Source organism: Luminiphilus sp. nBUS_07, from assembly GCF_051201685.1.
GTDB lineage: Bacteria > Pseudomonadota > Gammaproteobacteria > Pseudomonadales > Halieaceae > Luminiphilus.
The window spans coordinates 3,258,482-3,284,639 of record NZ_CP179213.1 but is presented as its reverse complement, the minus strand read 5'-3'; the positions used below and the strand labels follow the sequence as shown (position 1 = coordinate 3,284,639).

The 26,158-nt window shown below is 55.4% G+C and carries 18 protein-coding genes; 11 read left to right on the top strand and 7 right to left on the bottom strand.

Annotation, left to right across the window (positions count from 1 at the left end):
- Window positions 1–72: 72 nt before the first annotated feature.
- Window positions 73–1,044: an isopenicillin N synthase family dioxygenase gene (locus ACMAZB_RS14550; RefSeq protein ID WP_435218201.1), complete on the bottom strand. Its 972-nt coding sequence runs from the start codon at window positions 1,042–1,044 to the stop codon at window positions 73–75.
- A 371-nt stretch (window positions 1,045–1,415) separates the two neighbouring features.
- Between ACMAZB_RS14550 and ACMAZB_RS14545 the strand changes: the two genes are divergently transcribed.
- From ACMAZB_RS14545 to ACMAZB_RS14535, 3 genes are all read left to right on the top strand, one after another.
- Entirely contained in the window at window positions 1,416–2,381 is a 966-nt protein-coding gene (locus ACMAZB_RS14545; protein ID WP_435218199.1) for an alkaline phosphatase family protein, read from the top strand.
- Window positions 2,382–2,570: 189 nt separating this feature from the next.
- A complete protein-coding gene (gene betA / locus ACMAZB_RS14540; RefSeq protein WP_435218197.1) occupies window positions 2,571–4,274 on the top strand; it encodes a choline dehydrogenase in 1,704 nt (567 codons plus the stop codon).
- 15 nt (window positions 4,275–4,289) lie between these two features.
- Window positions 4,290–5,411, top strand: a complete 1,122-nt coding sequence (locus ACMAZB_RS14535; RefSeq protein ID WP_435218195.1) for a BCCT family transporter — start codon at window positions 4,290–4,292, stop codon at window positions 5,409–5,411.
- Between the two features lie 3 nt (window positions 5,412–5,414).
- On the opposite strand, the gene ACMAZB_RS14530 is transcribed toward ACMAZB_RS14535, so the two are convergent.
- Together ACMAZB_RS14530 and ACMAZB_RS14525 are read right to left on the bottom strand one after the other, a co-directional pair.
- Window positions 5,415–6,704 (bottom strand): serine hydrolase domain-containing protein, encoded by a 1,290-nt coding sequence (locus ACMAZB_RS14530; RefSeq protein WP_435218193.1) that lies wholly within the window; start codon window positions 6,702–6,704, stop codon window positions 5,415–5,417.
- A gap of 279 nt (window positions 6,705–6,983) precedes the next feature.
- On the bottom strand, window positions 6,984–8,342 hold the full coding sequence (locus ACMAZB_RS14525; protein ID WP_435218192.1) for an FAD-dependent oxidoreductase: 1,359 nt from the start codon (window positions 8,340–8,342) through the stop codon (window positions 6,984–6,986).
- Between the two features lie 299 nt (window positions 8,343–8,641).
- Between ACMAZB_RS14525 and ACMAZB_RS14520 the strand changes: the two genes are divergently transcribed.
- Both ACMAZB_RS14520 and ACMAZB_RS14515 read left to right on the top strand, forming a co-directional pair.
- Window positions 8,642–11,074 carry a TonB-dependent receptor gene (locus ACMAZB_RS14520; protein ID WP_435218190.1) on the top strand — a complete coding sequence of 811 codons (2,433 nt, stop codon included), beginning with the start codon at window positions 8,642–8,644 and terminating at the stop codon, window positions 11,072–11,074.
- A 117-nt stretch (window positions 11,075–11,191) separates the two neighbouring features.
- Entirely contained in the window at window positions 11,192–13,162 is a 1,971-nt protein-coding gene (locus ACMAZB_RS14515; protein ID WP_435218189.1) for a tetratricopeptide repeat-containing sulfotransferase family protein, read from the top strand.
- Window positions 13,163–13,299: 137 nt separating this feature from the next.
- Here the strand turns inward: ACMAZB_RS14515 and ACMAZB_RS14510 are convergent, their stop codons facing one another.
- Both ACMAZB_RS14510 and ACMAZB_RS14505 read right to left on the bottom strand, forming a co-directional pair.
- Window positions 13,300–13,833 (bottom strand): nuclear transport factor 2 family protein, encoded by a 534-nt coding sequence (locus ACMAZB_RS14510; RefSeq protein ID WP_435218188.1) that lies wholly within the window; start codon window positions 13,831–13,833, stop codon window positions 13,300–13,302.
- A 70-nt stretch (window positions 13,834–13,903) separates the two neighbouring features.
- The gene (locus ACMAZB_RS14505; RefSeq protein ID WP_435218186.1) at window positions 13,904–14,923 is read right to left on the bottom strand and encodes an AraC family transcriptional regulator ligand-binding domain-containing protein; all 1,020 of its coding nucleotides are present in this window, start codon (window positions 14,921–14,923) and stop codon (window positions 13,904–13,906) included.
- A gap of 290 nt (window positions 14,924–15,213) precedes the next feature.
- Here ACMAZB_RS14505 and ACMAZB_RS14500 point away from each other — a divergent pair, with 290 nt between their 5' ends.
- Both ACMAZB_RS14500 and ACMAZB_RS14495 read left to right on the top strand, forming a co-directional pair.
- Window positions 15,214–15,765 (top strand): hypothetical protein, encoded by a 552-nt coding sequence (locus tag ACMAZB_RS14500; protein WP_435218185.1) that lies wholly within the window; start codon window positions 15,214–15,216, stop codon window positions 15,763–15,765.
- A 60-nt stretch (window positions 15,766–15,825) separates the two neighbouring features.
- A complete protein-coding gene (locus tag ACMAZB_RS14495; RefSeq protein ID WP_435218183.1) occupies window positions 15,826–17,253 on the top strand; it encodes a serine hydrolase domain-containing protein in 1,428 nt (475 codons plus the stop codon).
- A gap of 73 nt (window positions 17,254–17,326) precedes the next feature.
- On the opposite strand, the gene ACMAZB_RS14490 is transcribed toward ACMAZB_RS14495, so the two are convergent.
- Window positions 17,327–18,388, bottom strand: a complete 1,062-nt coding sequence (locus ACMAZB_RS14490) for an MBL fold metallo-hydrolase (RefSeq protein WP_435218182.1) — start codon at window positions 18,386–18,388, stop codon at window positions 17,327–17,329.
- 452 nt (window positions 18,389–18,840) lie between these two features.
- Here ACMAZB_RS14490 and ACMAZB_RS14485 point away from each other — a divergent pair, with 452 nt between their 5' ends.
- Genes ACMAZB_RS14485 through ACMAZB_RS14475 form a run of 3 tightly spaced genes read left to right on the top strand, consistent with a single transcriptional unit; the run spans window position 18,841 to window position 22,029 of the window.
- Window positions 18,841–19,821, top strand: a complete 981-nt coding sequence (locus ACMAZB_RS14485; RefSeq protein ID WP_435218180.1) for a thiamine pyrophosphate-dependent dehydrogenase E1 component subunit alpha — start codon at window positions 18,841–18,843, stop codon at window positions 19,819–19,821.
- A 12-nt stretch (window positions 19,822–19,833) separates the two neighbouring features.
- A complete protein-coding gene (locus ACMAZB_RS14480; RefSeq protein ID WP_435212975.1) occupies window positions 19,834–20,835 on the top strand; it encodes an alpha-ketoacid dehydrogenase subunit beta in 1,002 nt (333 codons plus the stop codon).
- Between the two features lie 27 nt (window positions 20,836–20,862).
- The gene (locus ACMAZB_RS14475) at window positions 20,863–22,029 is read left to right on the top strand and encodes a dihydrolipoamide acetyltransferase family protein (protein WP_435218179.1); all 1,167 of its coding nucleotides are present in this window, start codon (window positions 20,863–20,865) and stop codon (window positions 22,027–22,029) included.
- Between the two features lie 193 nt (window positions 22,030–22,222).
- Here ACMAZB_RS14475 and ACMAZB_RS14470 read toward each other — a convergent pair whose 3' ends face one another.
- On the bottom strand, window positions 22,223–23,569 hold the full coding sequence (locus ACMAZB_RS14470) for an alanine/glycine:cation symporter family protein (protein ID WP_435218177.1): 1,347 nt from the start codon (window positions 23,567–23,569) through the stop codon (window positions 22,223–22,225).
- Between the two features lie 343 nt (window positions 23,570–23,912).
- Here ACMAZB_RS14470 and ACMAZB_RS14465 point away from each other — a divergent pair, with 343 nt between their 5' ends.
- A complete protein-coding gene (locus ACMAZB_RS14465; protein WP_435218176.1) occupies window positions 23,913–26,135 on the top strand; it encodes a PQQ-dependent dehydrogenase, methanol/ethanol family in 2,223 nt (740 codons plus the stop codon).
- Window positions 26,136–26,158: the final 23 nt, after the last annotated feature.

Below are 26,158 nucleotides of genomic sequence, written 5' to 3'. Positions count from 1 at the left end.
CATGCCGTCAGGTTGCAAAGATGGTGGCGCGCCCCGAGGCTTGCTGTGCCTTTGGGAGGGTGCAACAACGCGCTAGTCGGTGAGCGTGCCTAAATCAAAACCCTGATCACCGGGTTCCACGTCGGGCCAATTGGTGCGCCACACCTCTCGGGATACCGACCCTACCGGTACCGGAGTGCGATCGAAGCCCGGCTGTGGGGTCACTAGCGGAGCCACTGTGACGTCGTGTCGGGGCACGGTGAAAAACGGAAAGCTGTAGCGCTCTTGCCCTGATTGGTTGACCACTTTGTGGGGTGTTGAAACAAAATAACCGCCGGACCATAGTTCCAGCAGGTCGCCAATATTGACGATTAGGGTGTCATTTTGTGCAGCTACCTCAAGCCATTGATCTTGCTCTCGGGGGCGTAGCCAGAGGCCGCCAACAGGATCGGGGAATAGTAGGGTTAGGGCGTCGGTATCTTTGTGGGGATGGATACCATAGCCGGCTTCCTCTGGAGGTTTAGCGGGCATTGACGGGTAGTGCAGCAGGGTCATGTTGGTCAGCGGCGATTCAAAGAGCGATAAAAAACTGTTCTCGTCTACGCCCATAATTTGTGCCAACAGGCGCAACAGCCGCTTGCTGACGCGGTCGCAGGCTTGCCAGTAACTCAAAATGGTAGCTTTGAAGTGAGAAGGTTCGCGGGGCCAGCGATTGGGTCCGTACAAATCACACTGCGCAGTTATCGGATCGGTTTCAGCGGCTTCATAGTGAAGCTTATAACCCTCGTAGTGGTCGGTGAGGGTGTTGTTGCTATTCGCGGAAAAGAAACCGAGAGGAATATAGCCACGATAATTTTCTGGCGTGATGGACCCTTGCAGTTTCTCGGTGAGTGGGCGGTTGAAGTACGTTTTCAGTAGCTGCCGCATTTCGGAAATTTGCCCCTCGGCTATGCCATGCCCGCTGATGAGAGCAAAGCCAATCGAGGTAAAAGCAGTTTCCAAAGCCTGCTTGACCACCTTATCGCTGGCCCGTAAATCAATCGTTGGTAGGTGGGTTACGGTCATCGGCTTCCAAGGGGCATGGTCATCTAATCTTTGATGCAGGATTAATTTTAGCATCATCACCTATGGGCACTTGCCGTGCAAAATGCTGTGGCTTGATGCTTAATGAAGAGGGGTGTCAGTGACAAAAAAGTGCCACTCACTACAAAGGAAGTGCTACTTGCAGCAGCGCTGTGCTGCTTACTGCACAAGCTGCCTAAGGAGAATACTCAGTGCAGTGGGTTTCAACCCTCAAAGGAAATTTAGCCATGACCACAACGTGCAGTATTTTGGGCAAGTGGTTTTCGAGAGCCGCATTTATCCCTTGGTCTCGTGCAACTGACGGCGTTAGGGTTTGTGCCACACATTGTCTAGTTGCACTGAGGCTTATAGTCATGACCATGACCATGACCACGGCCTCGGTTGCATGGGCCGGTAATGAAATGACCAACAGCACAGCAGTGGCCAGCAACAAAGCGGTTTTTCTAATTGTAGACGGCATTCCAGCTGACGTTATCGAGCGCGTGTTCACCCCCAATCTCGATGCCATTGCCAAGGTGGGTGGCTACACTCGAGCGGAAGTTGGGGGCCCCTTAAACGACCCTGCCGAGACCCCCACCGTGTCTGCGCCGGGGTATATGAGTTTGGTGACCGGGACTTGGGCGAATAAACATAACGTTTACGGTAACGCTGACCTCGCGCCAAATTACGACTACTGGAACCTCTTTCGCCTCGCTAAAGCCGTTGAGCCTCCCCTAGAGACCGGGATTTTTTCAACCTGGACCGACAATAGAACTATCCTTCTAGGTGCCGGGCTTGCAGACGCAGGGGGTGTAACCATCGACTTTGTCGCAGACGGCTTTGAAACTGACCCCCAGCGTTTTCCCCATGCACCCCAAGATAGGCACATACAGGCGATCGATCGTCACGTCGCGGCTGAGGCTGCCCGTGTTATCGAGCAGCAAGGGCCTGATTTGTCATGGGTGTATTTGCAGTACACCGACGATGTCGGGCACGCATTAGGCGATAGCCCCGAGCTTGATGCTGCGGTAGAGGTGATGGATCAATTGGTGGGCACAGTCTGGTCGGCTGTTCAGGCCCGGGCCGCGACTCAAAGTGAAGATTGGTTGATCTTGGTGACGACCGATCACGGCCGAGACCTTCACACAGGAAAGGATCATGGCGGTCAGAGTGAACGGGAACGAACCACCTGGATGGTGACAAATAGCCAGCGTTTATTACCGAGTTTTTACCAACGTCCCGCCATTGTTGATATTTATCCCTCCTTGGCACGTCACCTTCGCATCCCGGTGCCCGCGTCGGTTGCAGCGGCCCTCGATGGTCGGTCGTTTATTGAATAATGGCATTCACGGTTGAGCTCACAACCTACTGCCGCCTAAACTGGCAAAAATACTGTCAGCGGCCGCAAGGGGCCTTGGCTGACTAGAGCGCAAAGGGAGGCACCGTTTATAGCCGCGTTGCGCGCACAAAATTAGCTGAGGATGTGGGCGACCTGCACCTCGGTACCTAAAATCAGGAGCGTTAGCACATTGAGTGAGTTCGACTACATCATCGTGGGTGCCGGTTCGGCGGGCTGTGTTCTGGCCAATCGTTTGACAGAAGATGGGGCGCACTCGGTCTTGCTGATCGAAGCGGGCAAGGACGATCGCAGCCTGTTTATAAAAATGCCCACGGCTCTGTCGATTCCCATGAATACTCCGCGTTTTAACTGGGGTTACTGGGGGCGGCCCGAGCCCGGTCTCGAGCAACGAAAAATGGACTGTGCCCGAGGCAAAGTCTTAGGCGGTTCTTCGGCGATCAATGGCATGGTTTACGTACGAGGTCATGCTGAGGATTTTGACAGCTGGGTAGAGCAGGGTGCCGAAGGCTGGAGCTACGCCGACTGCCTGCCCTATTTCCGTCGCGCTGAGCGCTGGATGTCGGGTGCTGATGAGTACCGTGGCGGTGACGGCCCCGTCGATACCTGCAACGGCAATCGCATGCGTAACCCGCTTTATCAGGCGTTTGTCGACGCGGGTTGCGATGCGGGCTACGGCAGCACCCCGGATTACAACGGTTTCCGTCAGGAAGGTTTTGGCCCCATGCACATGACCGTTCGGCATGGGGAGCGCTGCTCAACCGATCTGGCTTACCTTAAGCCTGCACGTAAACGACCAAATTTAACCCTGGTGACCCGCGCCGAAGTCGAGCGTCTGATTTTGTCGGGCAGTCGTGTTACCGGCGTGCAGTATCGCTGCAAGGGTAAGTCCGTTTCGGCGTCTGCACGGCGCGAGGTCATTGTCAGTGCAGGGTCGGTGGGTTCGCCTCTTCTGTTACAACGCTCGGGTATTGGATCCCCCGAAGTATTGGCAGCCGCTGGTGTCGAAGTACTGCACGATTTGCCGGGGGTGGGCGAGAATTTGCAAGACCACCTTGAGGTGTATTTTCAATACCGCTGTCGTCAACCGATTACGGTGAACGGGCACCTCGATTGGTTTTCAAAGCTCCGTATTGGTGTTCGATGGATACTGACTCGATCGGGTCTTGGCGCGACTAATCATTTTGAGTCCTGTGGCTTTATCCGTTCTCGAGCTGGATTATCGGCCCCCGATATTCAGTATCACTTTATGCCCGCGGCGATTCGCTACGACGGTAAGGCAGCCTTTGACGGGCATGGGTTTCAGGTGCATGTGGGCCCCAACAAACCCGAAAGCCGAGGGCATGTTCGTATCACTGGACCTGCCCCGGAGGATGAGCCCGAGATCCTGTTCAACTATTTGGCAACGGAGCAGGATCGACAGGACTGGCGCAGTTGTTTGCGTTTAACCCGTGAAATATTGCAACAGCCGGCCCTCGATGCGTTTCGCGCCGAGGAAATCCAACCCGCGATTGATCTGGCCGACGATGCTGCGGTTGATGCCTGGGTACGAAAAAATGTTGAAACGGCATATCACCCGTCGTGCTCTTGTCGCATGGGGGCTACCGACGACCTTGGCGCCGTCGTAGATCCGCAGTGTCGCGTTCGTGGTCTGCAAGGTTTACGGGTTGTCGATTCGTCTATCTTCCCAATCATTCCCAACGGCAACCTCAACGCCCCGACAATTATGGTGGCTGAGCGTGCGGCGGATTTGATACGGAATAAAACTCCCGAGCGTCAGGAGGCTAGAATTTGGGAGGCTCCCGATTGGCAAACACAGCAGCGCGCGGGGCAACCCCTGCGCTGTGTTCCAGTGGGGCTACCTCCTGCAATCTGACAAAGGCCATTGAGCATGAATTTTATTTTGTCGACCGCGATTATCGTGACGACGCTCACCTCGTTATTTTTAGTGGTCAGGTACCGTAACGTGGCGATTGAGGGCAGTGTGCCCGTGCCCCTGATTACCTTCATGGCGATTCTTTTCACCTCGGGGCTAGATGTGGGGCTGATTATGTTTCCGCTGGTCGATTTTGAGTCTTTTGCGGCCGATCCCGAATACGCCTTCGCTAATCCGCTTGCCCTTGAATTTGGGTTTTGGGGCTTTCTGGTTTGGGGGTTCTATTTTTTAACAACCTTCTACTTTTGCGTGGTCGAGCCGAAGTTGAGGTTGTTTGAGATACCGGTGATTAAGCTCGCCAATAATTTTTGCATTATTGGTACCTGCGCGTTCACCGGTTATCTGTTTCTTCACTACCTCCCCGATTACGTGGCGGGCATCTCAGACGCGCTGCGTTTTGGTGGGGTGGCGTTAGTGGTGTTGCTGGCGGTGCTGTCGAGCACGCACCTACGTTTTGTTAAAGCTCTTAGCCTAAGCTCAACGGCGTTGTTTTTTCTGCTCATTGCTGGAGCTTTCTTGGCCTCGGATATGGGCTTTGTTGGGCTGGGCAAGTCCCTCGCAGGTTTGGGCGACTACTTCGGGCAGATTCACCGCTTTGTACTGCCCCTTAATGATTACCACGCGTTTTACCTGTTTTGGTGGTTTGCCTGGAGCATCATGATTGGGCAATTTGTGTCGCGATTTGTGGGGGGACTGACCGCATGGCAGTTGTTGCTGGCATTATTGATCGTGCCTTCGATTCCCATTGCTTTGTGGTTTGCGGTTTTGTACGGCTACTTCACCCAGGGCTTAAATGTTACCGGGGGCTTGAGCTGGGCAATGATCGCAGTGGGCGTGTTGTTCGTAGTGAACTCCCTCGACTCGCTGACACGCTTATACACGCAAAATATAGGCCTGACGGTAGAGCGCCTCGGCATCGGCCGCTACGTGGCGCTTAACTGGTTTATTCTTTTTGCGCTGGTGCTGTCTTTTCAGTTCACGCCCTTCAAAATTGAATGGGTTGGGCTGGTGGTCATTGGTATTTACGCGGCGGTCTACGCTCTGGTGTATCGGCACAGGGCGCAGCTTCGGGCTTAAATCTCAGGGTGATGCGCCCAACCGAGTGAGCGCTTGGTAGGTGGCTACCTTCAAATCGAAGCGCAGCGCATCGCCATAGGGTGCGCCCATCACTTGCGTCATCAGAATAACGATCAGATCTTCTTCGGGATCTATCCAGAATTTGGTGTTGGCGGCTCCGCCCCAAGAGTAAGCCCCTTTAGATGAGATAACGCCGGTTTGTCCCGGGTCGGTAATGACACCAAACCCCAATCCCGCGGACTGCCCGGGGTATAGATGCGAGTCGGGGTATTCACCGACTCCACGATTACGCACAGCCGGAGTGAGGTGATCTGCGGTCATAAATTGTACGGTCTTGGGGCCCAAGATTCGTGTGCCGTTGTAGCTGCCACCCTGACGAAGCGTCTCGCAAAAAATCCAATAGTCCTTGGCGGTAGATACCAAGCCACCGCCACCCGAAAAAGTGGTAACACCGGTAAAGGGTTGTGCCGATGCTTCGGGTATTGGCGCAATCGCGCCCAGTTGCGCATTCCAATAATGATTGGGAGCAAAGCGATCGAGCTTGTCGACGGGTACATTGAAGAAGGTATCGGTCATACCCAAGGGTGCAAAAATGCGGGTTTGAAAAAAGGCCTCGAGGCTCATGCCCGATAAACGCTCAACCAGAACACCCAAAACGTCGGTGGCGACACTGTAGTGATAGCGACTTCCGGGCTCAAAGCGCAGAGGTAGACCCGCTAGACGCTGTATAAAGTCATCGCTGCTAGTGCTGTTAATCAGGTCAGCCTTCACGTAAGCCTGGTCTACGGGGTCATTGGGGTGCCAGCCATAAGAGAGTCCCGCTGTGTGGGTCATTAGTTGCCCTATCGTTATAGGCCCCGAGGGTGTGACCAATTCGCCATCGCGAAGCAGCTGAACCGATTCAAATTCTGGTAAATAGCGGCTGACTGGGTCACCTAGATGAAAAGCGCCCGCTTCGTAAAGCATCATCGCGGCTACCGTAGTGATGGGTTTAGTCATGGAATAAATTCGAAACAGAGTATCTTCCTGAAGCGGTCGTGGGTCAGCACTGCCAAAGTTGCCCTGAGCAGAAAAATGCACCAATTGACCGTGACGGGCCACCAGGGTGACGGCACCTGACACTCTCCCGGCTTTAATATCTCGCTGCACAAATTCATCGATTTTTTGCAGCCGCTCCGGCGCGAAGCCTGCTTGCTCGATGAGTTCAGTTGGAATTTCTGCGTTGGCCTTGGCGCACAGTAAGAGAAGGCAGCCCATTGCTGCGCTAAATATGCGGTGACGGTTTTGCATCATAGTTTGTGATCCTGAAGTGCTGAGGGCTTAGCGGGGTAATAGACCGATGGCTGTTATTGGCAGAGGGTACACCGCGCTTTAGAATTTGGCCTAATATTTATCAGAGTGTACGACCCCGCGAGGATTCCAGCTGACGGGTGAGTCCCAGTCAGAGGTTTAGCCCCCGCGGCGTCTTTGTCTTTTTATGAGGACCCTATGGCATGTTTGCCCTATGGGTTTCTACCCCAATGGCTTGTTCAAATGGCCGCCTGAGTTGAAGGCCTGTTGCTGAGCTGCAATTTAATGAATGCGAACTTCCTGCCTGAGGAGCTCTTTTTGCACCGCACCCACAGACAGATCCTTAAAGTCACGGTCTTGCTTCACCGCTAAGGCTGCGGCGACGCCGGCACCTTGGCCTGTAACCGTGCAACACATCATGTTGCGGGTGGCCGCATGACTCACGCGATCGCCCCCAGTAATTCGACCGGCGCAGATCAGGTGTTTAACGGTGTCGGGTAACAGGGTCCGATAAGGAATCTGAAAGTAGCGCCCGGTTGTGGGCAGTATAAGAATGCCGTATCCGTCAATGAACTCGGGGAAGATGCCAATACTGTCGTCAAAGCGCCCTTGCTCCCGCACATCGTGCTCAGTCATGTTGTAGTGGGCATCAATCTTGCGCGTATCTCGAATGCCCAGGGTCATGCCAAAGTTGCGCAGCTTGGCGCCTTCGCAGCCGGGCATAAACCGCTTCAATGCCTCAATGGCCATCATCGCTTGTTCCCGGCCTTCCATCTCGCCCCGAGTGAGATCGTCGGGATTGGTACCGTCATAGCCCAGCAGGTGAACGAGGTTGAGGTAGGTGAGGTCGCCACTGTCGTAAATGGCGCCCCAAGTGCCGGCAATGGTGTCGAGATTGGGGGGAATCAGTCCCGCTTCTCGGGCCTGTTCGAAGGGTTTGCGTAGAAAGGGCGAAAACATTTCGTCTTCTTTACCCGTCGTTTCCACCGTCCATTGGCCATAAGCCCAGTCCCGATAGGTCTGGGGGTCGGCCTTTACCTGTTCAATGAAGCGCTGCTTGTTAACCCCCGACATTGAGAACATCACCGAAGTGCCAATCATGTCCTCTGGAGCTTGCTTGAGGGTAGTTGCACCCGCGCGGTGGGTGACGTCGGCATCCCCTGTGGCATCAATGACCCGCTTGGCGAGAATTGCTTCCCGTCCAGCTTTGCTCTCAACAATGACGCCCACAATGCAGTCGCCTTCCATGAGGGGTGCTACAAACATGCGATGGAGCATGGGGGTTATGCCCGCCTCGGACACCAGCGTGTCAGCAACCCATTTAAAGGCCTCGCCATCAATGGCGTGGCTATTAGATTGGGGTTCCTCCACCGCCGCACCGGCGCTGACCGCACGTTGCTCAAACTCAATGCCCAGGCCCTCGCTGTCTATGGTTTGCTCGTGGCGATACCAGGCAAAGCCCTCAACGCCGACCGCAGTGATGTTCCCGCCGAAGCAGCCGAAGCGCTCCAGAAGAGTCACTTCAACGCCACACCGCGCCGCAGCTATGGCTGCCGCGAGCCCTCCCGGCCCCGACCCCACGACTAGGACGTCGGTTTGATGGATTACCGGCACGGTTTTAGCGGGTTCTTCGATGTGCATGGCCTCTCCTTTGGGTGTCTGAAGCGCGTTGCATTAGCAGTAGCTTTTGTTTTGGGAATCCTACAATTTTTTATGGTTTTGGGGCATAAATTTGCGGGCGGGATTACAGAGTGATTTTTAGGCCTATCCCTATCGGCGGCAGTTTGGCAAGGGTGCTCAGTATTTGATTTGTGGACGTTAATCGCGCTATAACTAAACAAAAATGAGACAAGCGTTAAATGGCCTATTTCCATGGGTCAAATTGAGGTGTGTCAGGGGCGCGGCTTGCTGTGTTCTTGGCCAAAGGGGGATCACTAATTATGAAAGCTATTAATCATCAACATGCTTACCGTCCACGGCGCAGTAACCGACCACTGGCTCTGGCTGTTGCCGCTGCCTGTGGTGCTGTAGGCGTTGCTGGGGTCGCCATTCCCGGCGTCGCTCAAGCACAGATCGAAGAAGTCGTGGTAACTGCGACACGTCGTGCCGAGAGCGTTCAGGAAGTACCGATGAGCGTATCGGTGTTGGGGGAGACCCAGCTTCAGGACCTCAATATCACAGATATGGAAGATTATCTGATGATGCTGCCCAACGTTAGCTACGTCACTTTGGGTCCAGGTTCGGGCAATATCTATATTCGCGGCGTATCGAGTGGTGGCGAGAGCACCCTGGGCGCAAACCCCAGTGTTGCGGTATACCTCGATGAACAGCCGGTGACTTTGGTGGGTAACTATCTAAACCCGCACATTTATGACGTCAATCGTATTGAAGTTTTGGCGGGGCCTCAGGGCACAACCTTTGGTGCCAACGCCCAGTCGGGTGCTATGCGTATCATCACTAACCAGCCTGAACTCGGTGAATTTTCGGGCGGTTACAGTCTTGATACCAGCCAGGTTAAGAGCGGTGACCCTAGCTATCGCGCCGAAGGCTTTGTGAACATTCCAATCGGTGAGCGTGCCGCTTTGAGAGTCATGGGATATTACAAGCACGACGGCGGCTATATCGACAACGTTCAAGGCTCCCATACCTTCAAGCGTGGTTACATTCGCGCGGGTCTTCCCGAGGGCAGCCCTCTGAGAGACATTGCCTCAGACTTTACGGCGAGTAACGCCGACATTGCCAAGGAGAATTTCAACGAAGCGACAACTTATGGTGGCCGTGCGGCGCTTAGGGTTGACCTGAATGACTCTTGGACCTTTACCGCCACTGCGATGATGCAGGATCTCGATCGTGAGGGTGTTTGGGATCACGACCCCACTATTGGCGATTTGCAGGTTATGCAGTTGTTGCCCGAGTCCATGACCGACAAGTGGACCCAATTCTCGGCAAAAATTGAAGGTGAGCTCTTTGGCGGCACATTAACTGCCACAGCAGCCGATCTTGATCGCGATATTGAGGTGTACGCCGATTACTCGCTGTACAGTGATTACTACGTGTCTCAGGGCTTTGTTGATCCCTATTACAACTGTTACGTCAGTTACTTCGGAACTTGCGGCGATCCACGCGAGCAGTTCACGCAGGAGAGCAACCAGGGACGTCAAACCTTTGAGGTCCGTTATGCGTCAGACCCAGACAAGCGTTTCCGTTATATGGCGGGTTTCTACTATGTCGACGTAGAGGGCACCAACGACTACGAGTGGCACGTGCTGGGATTGGCAGAAACGCCACAGGCGGCCGTTGATGCCCCCGACATTTATTGGACTACCGACTTTGAGCGGCTCTATGAAGAGACCGCCATTTTTGGTGAGGTGTCTTTTGATATTACCGACCGCTTAACGCTGACGGGTAGTGCGCGGCAATTTGACTACGAGAGCTCACTAGACGGTTTCTCTGGCACGGTGTTTTGGCCTTGCGGCGGCTTTGGCCCGCAGGGAGATCGCCCAGCCAGTAACTACGGCGATTCTTGTGCGCCAGACAGTCGTGTGACCGATAGCAAAGATGAGGTGTATCGTATTGCTGCCGATTGGCAGGTGACCGATGACATCATGCTGTACACCACATGGGGTGAGGGTTATCGACCCGGCGGCCTGAATCGTTTCTGTCAGACGCGTATCCCCGATGGTCTGCCCGGTCAGGGCTCGATCAATATCGGTTGTGAATTCACATCAGACTTCCTGACCGCTGTTGAGGTTGGCTTTAAATCTGAGCTGTTTGACGGTCGACTCCGTTTGAATGCTGCGGCGTTCTGGCAGGACTGGGAGGACTTCCAGTTCTCACGTCTCGATACGTCAATCTCGCCTATTACGCTGACCTACAACGTGGGTAATGCCGAAAGCAACGGCTTCGAATTTGATTTCGCGGCCATGATTACCGATAACTGGAGTGTGACGGGCGCGGCGAGTTTCCTCGACTCAACCCTGACTTCAGATTACCGACGTAATCCCAGCAGCCCAGAGCCCGATGCCGCTTCAGGCACGGATCTTCCTCGGGTTCCCGACGTGAAGTTCAATCTGACAACGCGTTACGACTTCATGCAGGATTGGTTTGTACAGGCGTCTTACATGTACACCGGGAAGTCGACCAACACATTATTCGATGGTGGCTCAGCACAGAACGAATTGCGGGAGCAGCCCTCCTATGACGTGCTGAATACTGCGCTGGGTCTTCAGAGGGACACTTGGACGGCTGAAGTCTATGTTCAGAACGTCACTGACGAGCGTGGCGTTGTTTGGATTAACGCGGTCAACTGGGACACGCGTGAACAGGTAAACCAGCCTCGCAGTATTGGTGTGCGCTGGCGCCAGTCGTTCTAAGTCACGGCTATGCATGAAAACCGCAAAGGGCGTCTTTAGGGACGCCCTTTGCGTTAGTGCGACGTCCACCGCATACTCATTGCGGTGTTCCAAACAAGTATTAATGACTCAACGTTTATGTCTTCTATTGAGCCCCTTTTTGAGCAGGCACGTGCTGCGCTGCGAAACAATGAGCCCGAGCGCGCTCGAGATCTCTGTGCCGAGGCCCGTGCACTAGACCCGAATGATTTTCGATTGATTTTGGTGCACGGCTTTGCCCTGCGGCGATCCGAGGAGTTTGCGGCGGCAGAGCCGCTGCTGCGTCAGGTGATTGAGGCGGACCCTGAATTGGAGTCAGCGCATCACGAGCTAGGTCTTGCGTTGCGGGGAATGGGTCGCCTGACTGTCGCTAGGCAGGCGCTTGAGCGCGCTGTGGGTCTAAAACCCGATTACGCCGCAGCTTGGCGTGACCTTTATGAGGTCTGTGCTGAAGAAGGTGATGACGCGGCGGCTGCGGAAGCGTATCGGCAAATGATCCGCCAGAAGGGCTTAGACCCCTTGTTGCAGAAAGCTCTGGACCTCGTGGGTGCCGGGCGCCTCGGGGCTGCGGAAGGCATTTGTCGCGAGTATTTAAAACGCCGCCCTCATGATGTCGATGCCATTCGTTTACTGGCTGAAATTGGCATTAATTTGGGCGTGCTTGATGAGTCGATCAACCTGCTGGAACGCTGCCTTGAGTTGGCTCCAGATTTTCACATTGCCCGAGCTAATTTTGTGACGGCCTTGGCGAGGCATCAGGAGTTTGCCAAAGCGCTTGAGGCCTGCGCGCACCTGAGGTCTAAGGAGCCCGAAAAGCTCACGCATAAAGTGCAGTACGCGTCGGTGTTGGCTATGGCCGGGCGCTTTCAAGACGCCCACGAGCAGTACGCCGAGGTGCTCAAGGAGGTTCCGGAGAACGCGGGTATTCTCACCAGTTACGGTCACGCGTTACGTTATGGCGGTAAGGGTGATGAAGCCGCTGACGCTTATCGTCGTGCCATTGCCGTGGAATCTGGGGCCGGTGAGGCCTACTGGAGCCTCGCCAACCTCAAAACCGTCGAGTTTGATGACGCTTTGCTTGAGACCATGGTGAGCGAGTATGCGGCGCTCGATCGTCCTGGCCCCAACAAATATCACCTCGCCTTTGCTTTGGGCAAAGCCCATGAGGACCGCGGCGATTATGACGCATCCTTTAAAGCCTACGACGAGGGCAATGCCATTAAGCGGCAGTTCAGTGCCTATAAACCTGAGGGAACCCGCGAGCGCGTCGATGCCATGATTGAGCATTGCGGCAGCTCTCTTCTGGAGCGTCCGGGACACCCTTCTAATGCCCCTATTTTTATATTGGGATTGCCCCGAGCCGGATCCACGCTGTTGGAGCAAATCTTAGCCAGTCATTCTCAGGTTGAAGCGACTGCAGAGCTGCCTTTTATTGGCCGTATCGCCAGTGATATCTCTGGAGTTCGCAAACGCTCTGAAGAGAGCCTTTACCCCAGCAGCCTCATTGAGCTCTCTGTCGATGAGCGCACGGCCATGGGTCAGCGATACTTAGATCGCGCGGCGGCGTACCGGACGGATAAACCGTATTTTGTCGACAAGCTCCCCAATAACTGGGTACACATTGGATTGATCAAAGCCATCTTGCCCAACGCGACGATCATAGACGCACGACGTCACCCCATGGCGGCGTGCTTTGCCAACTTTAAGCAGCTCTTTGCCCGAGGTCAGGAGTTTACTTACGGTCTCGAGGAGATTGGCCATTACTACGCCGATTATCTGCGTCTAATGGACCATTGGCACGGTGCGTTTCCCGGTGGCTTGCTGACTGTGCAGTACGAGGAAGTGGTAAGGGACCTTGATTCTCAAGTGGCGGGTTTGCTGGCCCACTGCGGCTTACCTTTCGAAGAGGCGTGTTTGCGCTACTACGAGAAAGATCGTGCGATTCGCACCGCCAGCTCCGAGCAAGTTCGCCAACCGATCTACAGCAGCGCGGTCAACGTTTGGGAACATTATCGTCACCACCTAGAGCCCCTTGAAACCCTGCTGAAAGCTGAGGGAGTGGCGCTTTAACCACTCGCCTAAGCGCGCATTAACGCAAGCTTGAATCCGGAGGGGCCCTTGTCACTCAGGTCTGGTCCTTGCGGGAAGCTCCCGCGCACCGTAATCCACATCGTAGCGGCACATGATCCCCGCAAACCTTCGAAGATTTAGGGCGCAGCGCTGACACCCTCGGCGGCTTGGGTTTGACCGCCCACTTCAGCAGCAATGCTGTTGGGAATGAGCATAGTCAGCGCATAGTGGGCAATCCGCCAGCCTTCGGGGGTGCTAAGGACGACCCCTGTGCCTCGACAGTGCCCCAACTTGTCATTGTGCAGTACCTCGTCAAACCAGCGGATGGAACCGGTGCCTTCTAGATGGCGTTCAACAACATGATAGGTCCAGCCCCGGCCCTCATCGAAAACCGGTTTTGCGTAGGCCTTAAACTCAGGAATGGTCCAGCGCTCATTTCGATCGGTGCCCAAAAAAACCGCGTCGGCGGTGTATCGGGCGAAGTAATCGGCAAACCGGGCTTGTGCCGCATCGTCGTGCAGACCGTCCAGTAAGGCATTGATGACAACCCGATCAGTCGCAGGTTCCTCGGCTGCAGTAGGCAGTGATAGGCCCATAAGTAGGAAGAGCGCTAGGGCTGCGACAGCACTGGCATAGCGGTTTTTGATCATGAGGCTTTTATAAATAGTCATGGGCGTTGTGAGTTCTCGTAAGTGGCTTCTTTGAGTTGTAACAGAGTCTCGTCGATTTCTGACCCTTTTGCTACGAGCTAGCGGTCTCGCGCATACCACTGCGATAGTCGCTGGGGGTGGTGCCGGTCCACCGCTTGAAGGCTCGGGTAAAGGCCGAGGCATCGGAAAAGCCGCAGGCGAGGCCAACTTCTGTTGCTGAAACATCGGGTGACGCCAGCAGTTGTTGAGCTAACTGCATTCGAGTTTCCTGTACTACCTTGCCATAGGAGGTGTTTTCCGATTTCAGCCGGCGCTGCAGGGTGCGGGGACTCATGTGGAGTGCTTGTGCGATCGCTTCTTCCGAGGGCAATTGCTCATCGAGTGCATCGAGTAGCTGCCAGCGCACCCGGCCAGCAATATCTCCCGTTTTGAGGGATCGCAATAAATTATCGAGCATAGGTTCGTTGCTACGAATTATCTCGGAGTTGCGCATATGCCAAGGTTCCTGCAACTGCGCCTTGTCAAAAACCATAGCGGTCCGATTTTGAGACCAAACGACCTTACAGCCCATAGCAGTTTCAAAATGCCGGTTATCAGGCTCTGGGCCGGCCAGTTCTATCTTGAGTGGTTGCAGTGCTGGGGGTGCGGCCATTTGCATACTGCGCCAGATCATGGCGATCATGTAAGTGCCAAGAACGTCTCTGGATAATTGAAAAGTCACGGGAGAAAAGACTAGCGCCACCTGATTTTTCTGTTCCTCGAGGTGCATGGGTGCCCCTGTGGAGAGCAACCGCTGATATCGCAGACCCCGTTCTAGGGCTGCCAAGCCATCGTCTGAGGCAAGCAGGGTAATTCCCAAAGCGTGGGTGTCACTCAGTCGATGAAATTCAGCGAGTTCTGTACCCAGGCATGGACGTTGAAACTGATCTCGCAAATCAGCCAGTAGGGCATCGACCGCCTCGGCACAAAAGCGCTCCCTAGGCTGCTGCAACGCGTTTATGTCTAAGCCATGGCGCTCAAAGTGTTGTTGTGCGGGTTCCCCCTGAGCTTCCAGCCAGCGCAGGACCATACGCAGATGCGTCGCTAACACCGAATAGGTTCCCTGGATCATGGTTTTCGTCCTTATCACTCTGAACTCGGTGTTTGTGAGAGGTCTTGGGTCATTTGGCGCCTGAGGCCAAGCGGTTGGCGATAAAAGCACAGCCAAAAAACGCACATCGCTCCAATATCTCTAGTACTGCGCCAAACTAACACGCTAGGCACGCTTAAGGTTTAGCAAATGCCGGTCATTCATCCGGAGGTGCAGCCACTGAATAACACCAAGGAGGTGCCGCTTTATGATTTTGACCGATAACCCCATGCCCCTTGCCCTGGCGGCAAACCGCACTAAACTTTGATGGCGTGACAGAACCGGCGCTGGGTGCTAACGCAACCGAGGCAGAGGCAGCGCTTGTTTATTGTCGTGCAGCAGTTCTGGGTCGATTTCGTTTTAGCTGGTCTGAAAAGCAATACGAATTTTTAAAAAATGAAACAGCGCAGTGGACGGCAGCAGCGTGTTTGGACTTGGGGGGGAGCATCGTCGGCAACCAGGACTCTTGTCTTTGGGAGTTGGCCCCGTTGGAGCAAGCAGCGCTATGCCGACTGCGGATTGAGCAAATAGACGATTTACGCGGTCAAGCCGGGTTGAGTCCGGCCCTGCGTCAATCCTTTGCTCTCTTGAGATCCCGGGAAGCGAAACAGCAGCAGGAGTACGAACAGCTGGCCCTTGCTGTGCAGCATGTTATTCAGGCTAAAGAGAGGGAGATCAATAATCCATGGTTTCTCGATGCGCTGCAGACACAGGCTGTAGGCCGCCTACCCATTGAAACACTGCGCTCGGGGCTGATGGTGCTGGCTCATATTCTTGCGGGCCAGCCTGATAATACGGTTGCTGGCCCCCCGGCTCCATTCTGAACTGTTGGTCTAGCGCAGTTCTAACCCTGTTCACACAACACGGCAGGATAGGCATAAACTGTGCCTTTAACGCAAAGAGGGCGAGTCATGCGGGTGTTTTGGGTGTTGGTACTGCTGGCCATTGGCGGTGTCATGGCGGTGGTGCATTCGGCGGGTAAAGTGGGTGTGGGTTACGCGGCGAAACAGCTGTGCTCGGGTGTTTTCGTGAGCGGGTTGCCCGCTAGGTTTGTGCTGGACAATGACATTGAACCTCGCCTCGCTACCGTGCCGTTGTTATCCCGGTTTCTGACGACAGACATTAACGGTGCTACGGCTTCAGCCCGAGTGCTGACGGCGCAAGCCGAAGCGACTTACCGCGCGGGATATGGCTGTACCTTGCATGGTGATATCGCAGAAAGTGCCACCCCCAATCCTGCGGCGCCCTCTCTGGCTTCGGATCTAGGGGCACAGAGCAAGACTCAAACGACGTCTGCGCAGCACACCGCGACACCCCAAGCTCTGACCCAAATTGTCGACGATGCCTTTGCAGAACCCAGCGGCGGTGGACGCAACACTTTGGCTATGGTCGTTATGCACCGAGGACAACTCGTCGCCGAACGTTACGCGGACCCCGTGGCCCCGAGCACCCGATTGCAAGGTTGGTCCATGAATAAGAGCTTGATGGCCTCGTTTGTGGGTATTCAGGTTGCCAAAGGCGATCTAGCACTCACCGATAATGTCGCCGCTCGCCTGACTGCGCTTGGCGTTCCCCCAAAAACGTTTGCGGGGCTGTCAGAGGCCATGACCCTCAAGCACTTAATGTCGATGACCAGCGGGCTCGATTTCGAGGAGCGCTACTTTCCCGGTGACGATGTCACCGAGATGCTCTATGGACACGGGCCTATGTGGCAGGTGCCTGTGGGTCTGGGGCAGCGACATGAACCGGGCAAGGTATTTTCGTATTCCAGTGGTGATACCAACGTCGTGTCCTTCCTTTGGCAGAACACGCTGGGGGATGAACCTTACATAGACTGGTTGCAGCGTGAAGTTTATGCGCCACTGGCCCTAACCGAGCCTCTGCTAGAGCCCGATGTAGCGGGATTTCAGGTGGGTTCAAGCTTCGCCAATCTCACGGCCAGAGACTGGGCACGAGTGGGCCAATGGTGGCTCGATGCCTGGCACGGTCGAGACGCGCTGTTGTCACAAGGTTGGCAGCGAACGGCTGTGACCCCCGGGGATAGCGTGGGAGGAGCGAACTACGGCTTGGGGTTTTGGCTAAATACCGAGCAGCGTATCTTTCCTGACTTGTCTGAAAACACCTTTTACTCGGGGGGTAATTCGGGACAATTTGTGGTGGTGATGCCTGAAGCTGAGCTGGTCGTGGTGCGCTTGGGCCTTACTTTAGAAGAATCGAAATCGGCTATGGCGCCGGTGCTCGTGGCGCTCAACGATTATTTTTCGAAGCAGGTGCCAGCGCCAGCAACAAAAGTTGCGTCAGCGTTACCCTAGCCTCATGGGCGGGGGCACAGCGCGCTTGAGTGAGATCAAGCGCAGAATAATTTTTGGCAGTGATGGCGTTTATTTACTCACGTCCCTCGAGGGAGGCACCTTGGCCCGGCTCCAACACCCAAAAGGTTTCGCTGGCTAATCCTTGGTCAGTAAGGGCCGACGCTAAATCTTCAGCCGGCTCGTCAATCGCTTCCCAGGTAAGTTGGAAAACCCCAAAGTGAATGCCCAGGCTTTGCTGGCTTTGAAGATCGAGGTGAGCTTGAACAGCTTCCTGTGGGTTCAGGTGCACATCCTTCATAAACCATCGGGGTTCATAGGCGCCAATGGGTAGCAGGGTAAGGGCGAAGGGCCCCCAGCGTTCACCTTGCTCGCGAAAATGCGGTGAATAGCCGGTGTCACCGGCAAAATAGAGGTTGCCTGCGGGGGTTTCCAACACAAATGATCCCCAGAGAGTTTTCATTTGATCGAAGACGCCTCGGCCGGACCGATGCTGACACTCCACAAAGTGGACGGTGGTTTCGCCCAGGGTTCTTGATTCATTCCAGTCGAGTTCGACAGCGGTCTCATAGCCCAATTTGCGCAGTAATTTTTGATTACCTAGACCGCTAATGATTAACGGGGCCTGTTCCTGGCGTGCGCGAATGGCTTTGAGGCTTTGGGTGTCAAGGTGATCGTAATGGTTGTGACTGATCAGAATAAGATCAATCTCCGGCAGGTCGCTAATGGGGATGCCTGGAGCTCTCACGCGTTTGGGTCCGGCAAAAGCAACCGGGCTCACGCGTTTTGACCACACGGGGTCGGTGAGTATGTTGAGGCCCGCAACTTGAATCAGCACCGTTGCGTGGTTGATGTAGGTCGCGCGAAGCCCCGAGGTAACCCGTTCAGCAATTGGATCGGCGGGGGGGTTCTCCCGCCACTTTGGCCAGGGCTTCTCATTGGCAAGGCTGGTCCAGATAAAGCGACTCACATCGCCAAGGTGCTTATCGCTGCCATCACTGTTGTAAAAGCGCTTGCCGTCGTAGTGTGTGCTCAGGGTCCAATCCTCCTTGCCCGCCTGGCTGGTACTGGGCATGAGCAGTGGGCACAGTAATACCAGCGGGCCAAAAAACTTATAAAGCGTGTGGGCAGCGGGCATTGCGTGAGTCTGTTGTAAAAGAAGTAACGATACGTGCCTTTGTTGTGCTCCGATCAGTGACTGCCAACAACTGACCCTAGTACGGGAACCTTTGGCCTAAAAAAATCAGCGGTGCTGCCGTTTTCTAAGCCTGCGCTGTGTCGCCGGTGTTATGTGCCGCGTGAGGTTTGCTATTGAATCCATCCGCTAATGGTTTGCAGACGGCGGGCGGGTTTTTGAGACCGGTTGATTGCCGCCCTCAAGTGCTAAGAAAAAATCCCGTAATCACCCGCCCCATGGCCTTGAAGGCGAAAAATCATTAAAACATTCACGCTTGACGGTTTTTTGTGTAGCGGTTAGCGTAGGCACTGATCAGGAACCTGACGAGTAGCGCTAAAGAAGGCTTGGGCCTCAAATGCTGCCACCTGAATGGGTACCTCACAATAATTTTAAATCCAGAGAGGAGGGTGCGCGTGTCCATTCCAACGGAAGCCCTGAGCGACGCTTATCGATTGATGAAAACCATTCGTGAATTTGAAGAGCGTGTGAACGCCGAGATCATGAACGGTCAAATTCCCGGCTTTACCCACCTTTACACGGGGCAGGAGGCCAATGCGGTTGGTGTTTGTGCTCATCTCGACATGGGTGACACCATTATTTCGACCCACCGAGGGCACGGCCACTGTATTGCGAAAGGTGCCGATGTCTCGGGCATGATGAAAGAACTCTTTGGCTCTTCTGAGGGCCTTTGCAAAGGCAAGGGCGGCTCTATGCACGTCGCGGACATCGACAAGGGCATTTTGGGTGCCAACGGCATTGTTGCGGGTGGGCCGCCGATTTCCGTGGGTTCAGCACTGGCGGCGAAAATACGCAAGAACGGCAAAGTGGCGGTCTCTTTTTCTGGAGATGGCTCGGTGAATCAGGGCACCTGCTTCGAGGCTATGAATATGGCGGTGGTGTTGCAGGCCCCGGCTGTCTTTGTCATTGAAAACAACTATTACTCTGAGCACACCAATATCAGTTATGCGGTGGGCTGCGACGACCTGAAGGCCAGAACAGAGGCCTTTGGCTTTCCCGTATTTGTTGCCGACGGCGCAGATTTCTTTGCGGTTCATGAAGCTGCGGGCAAAGCGATTGCCCATGCCCGCGCCGGAAACGGACCTGCGGGGGTCTTTGCCGAGCAGGGGCGCTATCACGGGCACTTCGTGGGCGACCCCCAACATTATCGGGGCGAGGGCGAACTCGATGATCTTCGGGAAAACCGCTGCTGCTTGAAAAATTTCCGCGCCCGCATGGTGGAAAGCGGTGAGGTCAGCCAAGACGTACTCGATGGGATTGACGCCGAAGTCATGGCCCTTATCGAGCAGGCGGTGACCGACGCTAAAGCCGCTGCCCGGCCAACGCCGGAGCAGGTGACCGAAGATGTTTATATCAATTACGGCGCAGGCGCCTGAGGAGAATAGACCATGTCTCAGAAAACGATGCGCGATGCGATTAATGAAGCCCTGCACCAGGCCATGGAGCAGGACGAGTCGGTGTTTGTTATTGGTGAAGACGTCGCGGGCTGCCAAGGCAGTGCTGGAGAAGTCGGTGCAGTGGGTGGCGTCTTTGGGGTGACGACGGGTATTTACAACCGTTGGCCCGACCGCTGTATTGATACCCCAATTTCTGAATCAGCCATTGTCGGTGCTGCAGCCGGGGCCGCCTTGGTGGGTATGCGCCCGGTCGCCGAAATTATGTTTGCGGACTTTATTGGCGTGTGTATGGATCAAATCGTCAACCAAATGGCGAAGTTTCGGTACATGTTTGGCGGCAAGAGTCGTTGCCCCGCGGTGATTCGCTTTTCAGCCGGTGGTGGCTTCAGTGCGGCGGGTCAGCACAGTCAGGCGATGTACCAGATCATGACGTCCTTTCCTGGCATCAAAGTGGTGGTGCCTTCCAATGCTTACGACGCAAAGGGCCTGCTGCTTTCGGCCATTGCCGACGACGATCCAGTGCTGTTCTTTGAACCCAAGGTGCTTTACCAAGAGGCCTGCGAAGTGCCCGATGAGATGTACACCATTCCCTTTGGTGAAGCGGCGTTTGTGCGCGAGGGTGACGACGTTACCGTGGTCGCTTTCGGACAAATGGTTCCCAAGGCGGCGGCGGCCATTGACGAGCTGGCGGCCGAGGGCATTAGCTGCGATTTGATTGACCCCCGAACCACATCACCGTTGGATGAAAATGCCATTTTGGAGTCTGTTGAGGCAACGGGACGATTGGTGGTTGTCGATGAGGCGCCGCCACGCTGTGGTTTAACCGCTGACATCGCCGGGCTGGCGGCTGACCGGGCTTTCTCCAGTTTGAAAGGCCCCATTAAGCAGGTTTGTGCACCCCACAGCCCAACGCCGTTCTCTCCCGAACTGGAAGCCGCATACCTACCCGACATTCCAAAAATTAAAGCTGCTATTAAAGCCACCATGGCCTGAAGCCGTCCGACCTCGAGGATTGAAACGTTGAGCGATATTTATCCAATTGCGGTGCCCAAGTGGGGCATCGAAATGGTGGAAGGCACCATTACCACCTGGAACAAGTCTCAGGGTGACGCGGTTGCCAAGGGTGACGAAGTGTTTGAGATGGAATCAGACAAAATTGTAAACGTCTGGGAGGCGCCGGTGGACGGTGTTTTGCGGCGCGTTTTGGCAGAGCCTGGCGACGCCCATCCGGTGGGTGCCCTGTTGGGTGTTATCGCGCCAGCGGCTGTGAGTGACGGCGACATTGATACCTTCATTGCCGGCTATGCTGGGGGCGATGCTACAGAGGCACCTGCGGAGGCGGCCCCTGAACCCGCCAAGCCCGTGGCACAAACTAGTGATGCCTATACCCGGTCATCGCCCTCGGTACGAAAATTGGCTGACGAGCTCAATGTGGATCTGAGCACGGTGACCGGCACCGGTCGACGGGGTCGTATTACTGATGACGATGTTAGGGATGCAGCAGGGGGCAACGACGCTGCTGCTGGGGTGCAGGTGATTCCCCTCTCGCCAACGCGCAAGACCATTGCCCGCCGCCTGACCGAGGCCAAGCAGACCATTCCCCATTTTTATCTCAGTGCCGATTACGCCCTCGACGGCCTCATGGCCCATCGTAAAACCCTCAACGACAGTGGCGATACCAAGGTGTCGGTTAATGACCTGCTGGTGTGGTGTGTTGGTCAGGCGCTCATGCGCGAACCCCGGGTTAACGTGAACTTGGTGGGTGATGACATTCATCAGTTTGAGGCCGCCAATATTGCCGTGGCGATCGCTACCGATGACGGCTTGTATCCGGCAACGATTCCCGGTGTCGAGGCTAAATCTCCAGCTGAGGTGGCTCAGGCTACCGGTGCCCTGGCCGAGAAGGCTCGTAGTAATAGCCTTACCAAGGATGACATTAGCGGAGGTTCTTTCACGGTATCTAACCTAGGTATGTACGGTATTTCAGAATTTACCGCCATCATTAACCCACCCATGGGTGCCATTCTTGCGCTGGGTAAGGCCGAGCCCAAGGTGGTGGTAAAGGACGGGGAGCAAGACATTGCTACCGTACTCACGGCGACCCTGTCCTGTGACCATCGCGTGATCGACGGTGCTGTGGGCGCGCAATTTATGGCCGCCTTGCGGGACGTTATTGACAGCCTCTGAAGCTTACCTAACTAAAGCGCGCTGTTATTTGATGGCGCGCTTTTTACAGTAAGACTCCAGTGGTTGTTTGTATTGACCCAAGCCCCAAGCCCCAAGCCCCAAGCCCCAAGCCCCAAGCCCCAAGCCCCAAGCCCCTCAGGCTTAAATGGCTAGCTTGTTGGCGCCTGCAGGCCTTTTGTTGACCGGGGTATTACTAACTGTTTAAGCGCTCGAAATAATCTCTCGCAGCGACCATTACTTTGGGTGCCAGTATCAGCGTGCTGATCATGGTGGGAATTGCCATTAACCCGTAACTGCCCGAGATAAGATTAAAGACAAGGTCGATACTTACCGTGGCACCAAAGACTACAGCGGCAATAAAAAACCAGCGAAAGTAGGGTTGCCACTGGGCTCCTACCAAAAAGCCAAAGCACTTGGCACCGTAATACCACCCGGTAAACATTGTGGTGGTGCTAAGTATTAGCGCGACAAAGCTCAGTGCCAGAATGCCCGGTAGGCCCATCTCGGCTCTGAAGGCATTGGCCGTGAGGGTGATGCCCGAGAGTTCACCCGGAGCCTGCCAATCTCCGGCCAGCAAAATCACCAGTGCCGTACAGGTACAAACGATAAGGGTATCGATAATGGGCCCCAGTGCGGCCAACAAACCTTCTCGAACAGGTTCGCCAGTGCGAGCGGCGCCGTGAGCCATAACTTCGGTACCCACACCGGCCTCGTTAGAAAAAGCGCCGCGGCTAACACCAATTAATATAACTCCGAGCATACCGCCACCGACAGCGCTGGGTTGGAAGGCTTCGCTCACAATGCTGGCCAGTACCCCGGGCACCTCGGTGATATGGCTGACCACAATCCACAGCGTCATAGCCAAATAAACCATGACCATGGCGGGTAGGGCAGCCACCGCCACCTTGGCGACTCTTGGCAGGCCTCCAAAAATGACTTTGCCCACAACAACAGCAAGGACCACCCCGGTTACGGGGCCCGCCCAGACGGGAGGGTTGCCTGAAAACACCGCATCGCCAATGAGGGCCGTGAGTTGATTGGCCTGAAACAAGGGCAGGGTGCCAATGAGTCCCGCCAGAGCAAACATAACCGCCAAGGGGTAGAAGGCTCGGGGCAAGGCCTCGCGAATAATGTACATGGGCCCCCCTTGTAGCTGGCCCAAGCTGTCGGTGCCTCGGTACATGACGCCCAGTGAGCAGGTAAAAAATTTGGTGGCAATGCCAATTACCGCTGACATCCACATCCAAAATACGGCGCCGGGGCCTCCCGCGACAATGGCCAGGGCAACGCCTGCGACATTGCCCAGCCCCATGGTATTGGAGAGCGCTGCGGCGAGAGCCTGTTGATGGGAAAGTTCTCCGGGTTGATCGGGGGTTTCGTAGCGCCCCAGCATAATGCTGAAAGCGTGTCCCAAATAGCGGTAAGGCAGGGCTCGGGAAAAGACCAAAAAGAAGCAGCCGCCCCCTAATAAAAGAATGACCAGGGGCGTACCCCAAACCAGCTCAACAAAACGTTGTGAAAACAGTTCTAGCAGGGTCATAGGGGCATAGATTCCTGAGCGGTAAGGGGGCGACCTACCCTAACCCAAAGTCGGGTTGGCGGTCGACGCTGGTATGTGGTTTCAGTGTAGGGTGATGCAACGGTCTGTTGCGTGGTTGCACCGGGCCCGGTGGCCGACTAATCTTAGCCCTGAGTGTTTGGCTACTGGGGGACAGGCACTCGTCGCTCCATCTCTGAGGGAACAGAGAGTTAACCCGAGAATGCCTAGTGACCGTCGTGACTACCTCCCTGCGGAGTGTCATCCGGTAGACACTTGGGTTGCGCCCATATCGATGCGCCCTTGGAGGTGGAGCCCTCGTAAAAAACAACAAAAGAGGAAAGTCGTGATAAATCAAACCAAATTGCTAATTGGAACCGTGGGCCTTGCCCTGCTTGTGGGCTGTGGTGATAAAGAAGCCACCGTGACCGCACTCACCGAAAATGCGGGTAGCGAGCCGGCAGTGGCAGCCGAAGCATCGCGGCCAATGGCCGAGGTGAGTCAGGCGCGGTTAGACAACGCTGCCGAGCAGCCCGAGCAGTGGCTCACTTACGGCGGATCCTACGATGAGACACGGCACTCGACCTTAACCAAGGTCAATAGAGACACTTTGCCCGAGCTGGGTATTGGCTGGGTCTACGATATGAAAAAGCCCCGGGGCGTGGAAGCGACCCCTATTGTGGTTGACGGCGTGATGTACGTGACCGGTTCGTGGTCGGTGGTGTATGCCCTTGACGCGCGCACGGGCGAGGAAATTTGGGTTTATGACCCAGAGGTTTCAGGAGAGGACGCGGCTAAAGGTTGTTGTGACGTCGTGAACCGCGGTTTGGCGGTATATGAGGGCAAGGTTTTTGTCGGCGTCTTCGACGGTCGACTGGAAGCCCTGGACGCCAAAACCGGTGATGTGATTTGGAGCAACGTCACCGTTGACCAAAGTAAGCCGTACACCATTACCGGTGCGCCTCGAGTCATTAAGGACAAAGTCATTATTGGTAATGGCGGTGCTGAGCTGGGTGTGCGTGGCTATGTCACCGCTTACGATACCGATACCGGCGATTTGGTGTGGCGTTTTTACACCGTGCCCAACCCCAACAAAGAGCCCGACGGCGCAATTTCTGATGAAATTTTTGCCAAACTCGCCAACGAGACCTGGGGTGACACCGGAGCTTGGACCACCGACGGCGGTGGCGGTACGGTTTGGGACGCAATTGTTTATGACCACGTCAATGATCAGGTGCTATTGGGCGTAGGCAACGGCTCACCGTGGAATGCGGCGATTCGCGACCCCGAGGGCAACGGTGACAATCTGTTCCTGTCATCAATTTTGGCGGTTGATGCCGACACCGGTGCGTATAAGTGGCACTACCAAACCACCCCACGGGATATGTGGGACTACACCGCAACGCAGCCCATGTTGTTGGCTGATTTGCCCTTGGGTGTGGACGGTGCACCACGCCGCGTTGTTATGCAGGCACCTAAGAACGGGTTCTTCTATGTATTAGACGCAGCCTCGGGTGAGTTGCTGTCGGCCGATGCCTTTACCGATATGACCTGGGCAACAGGTATTGATGAAAACGGCCGACCCATTGAGGTACCCGGAGCCCGTAGCCTCGACGAAGATTTCGTGGTGCTGCCCGGTCCGACGGGTGCCCACAACTGGCACCCCATGTCGTACAACCCCGATACGGGGCTGGTTTACATTCCCACCAACGTTTGGCCATTGGTTTACAGCCATCCAGACCCCGATGACCCCATTAAGAGCAATTGGAACATTGGTTACCGCGAAGATGCCGGCTGGCCGCTAGAGATTCCTGCGGGGGGCATTGAAGGGCTGCGTGAAATGGGTGGTGGTTCATTGCTGGCCTGGGATCCGGTGAAAGGCGAAGCCCGTTGGGCCGTACCCTTCCCCGTACCCTTTAACGGCGGCACGCTTTCAACCTCTAGCGGTTTGATCTTTCAAGCCAACAAAGCGGGTGAGCTGGTGGCTTACGATGCCGAGACCGGCGAGCGCGTTTGGGCCCACGGGCTAGTCGGCGGACCCGGCGCAGCGCCCATGACCTACGAGGTCGACGGCGAGCAGTACGTCACCATTTTGTCGGGCTGGGGCAGCACCATTGCCATGGTCTACGGCGTGGTCTTCGAAGAAGCCGTGGCGGCCGAAACCGGACGGGTCATTACCTTTAAAATTGGCGGCGACGGCGTGTTACCCAAGCCTCTGGAAAACGGCATAGCCCGCACACCCAAGAGTGACCCCATTGGTAACGAAGCACTTCACACAGAAGGCCTCAAGTTGTTTGCCGGGAACTGTCAGTGGTGCCACGGTGCCTTTGCAATCAGTTCAGGGGTGTTGCCCGATTTGCGCTGGTCTGCCATGACTTCCAGCGATGCGGCTTGGGATACGGTAGTTCGCGACGGCGCCCTCAGTGCCCGGGGCATGGTGGGTGTGGGTGATCGCCTCACCAAAGAAGAAACCGATGCGATTCGGGCCTACGTGGTTAAGCAGGCTTGGGACGCCGTAGCTCGGGGCGAAGCGACAGCCCCCGCAGCGCCCAGCGTGTCAGCTAACTGAGTTCAGAAAAACGAGGGCCGGTA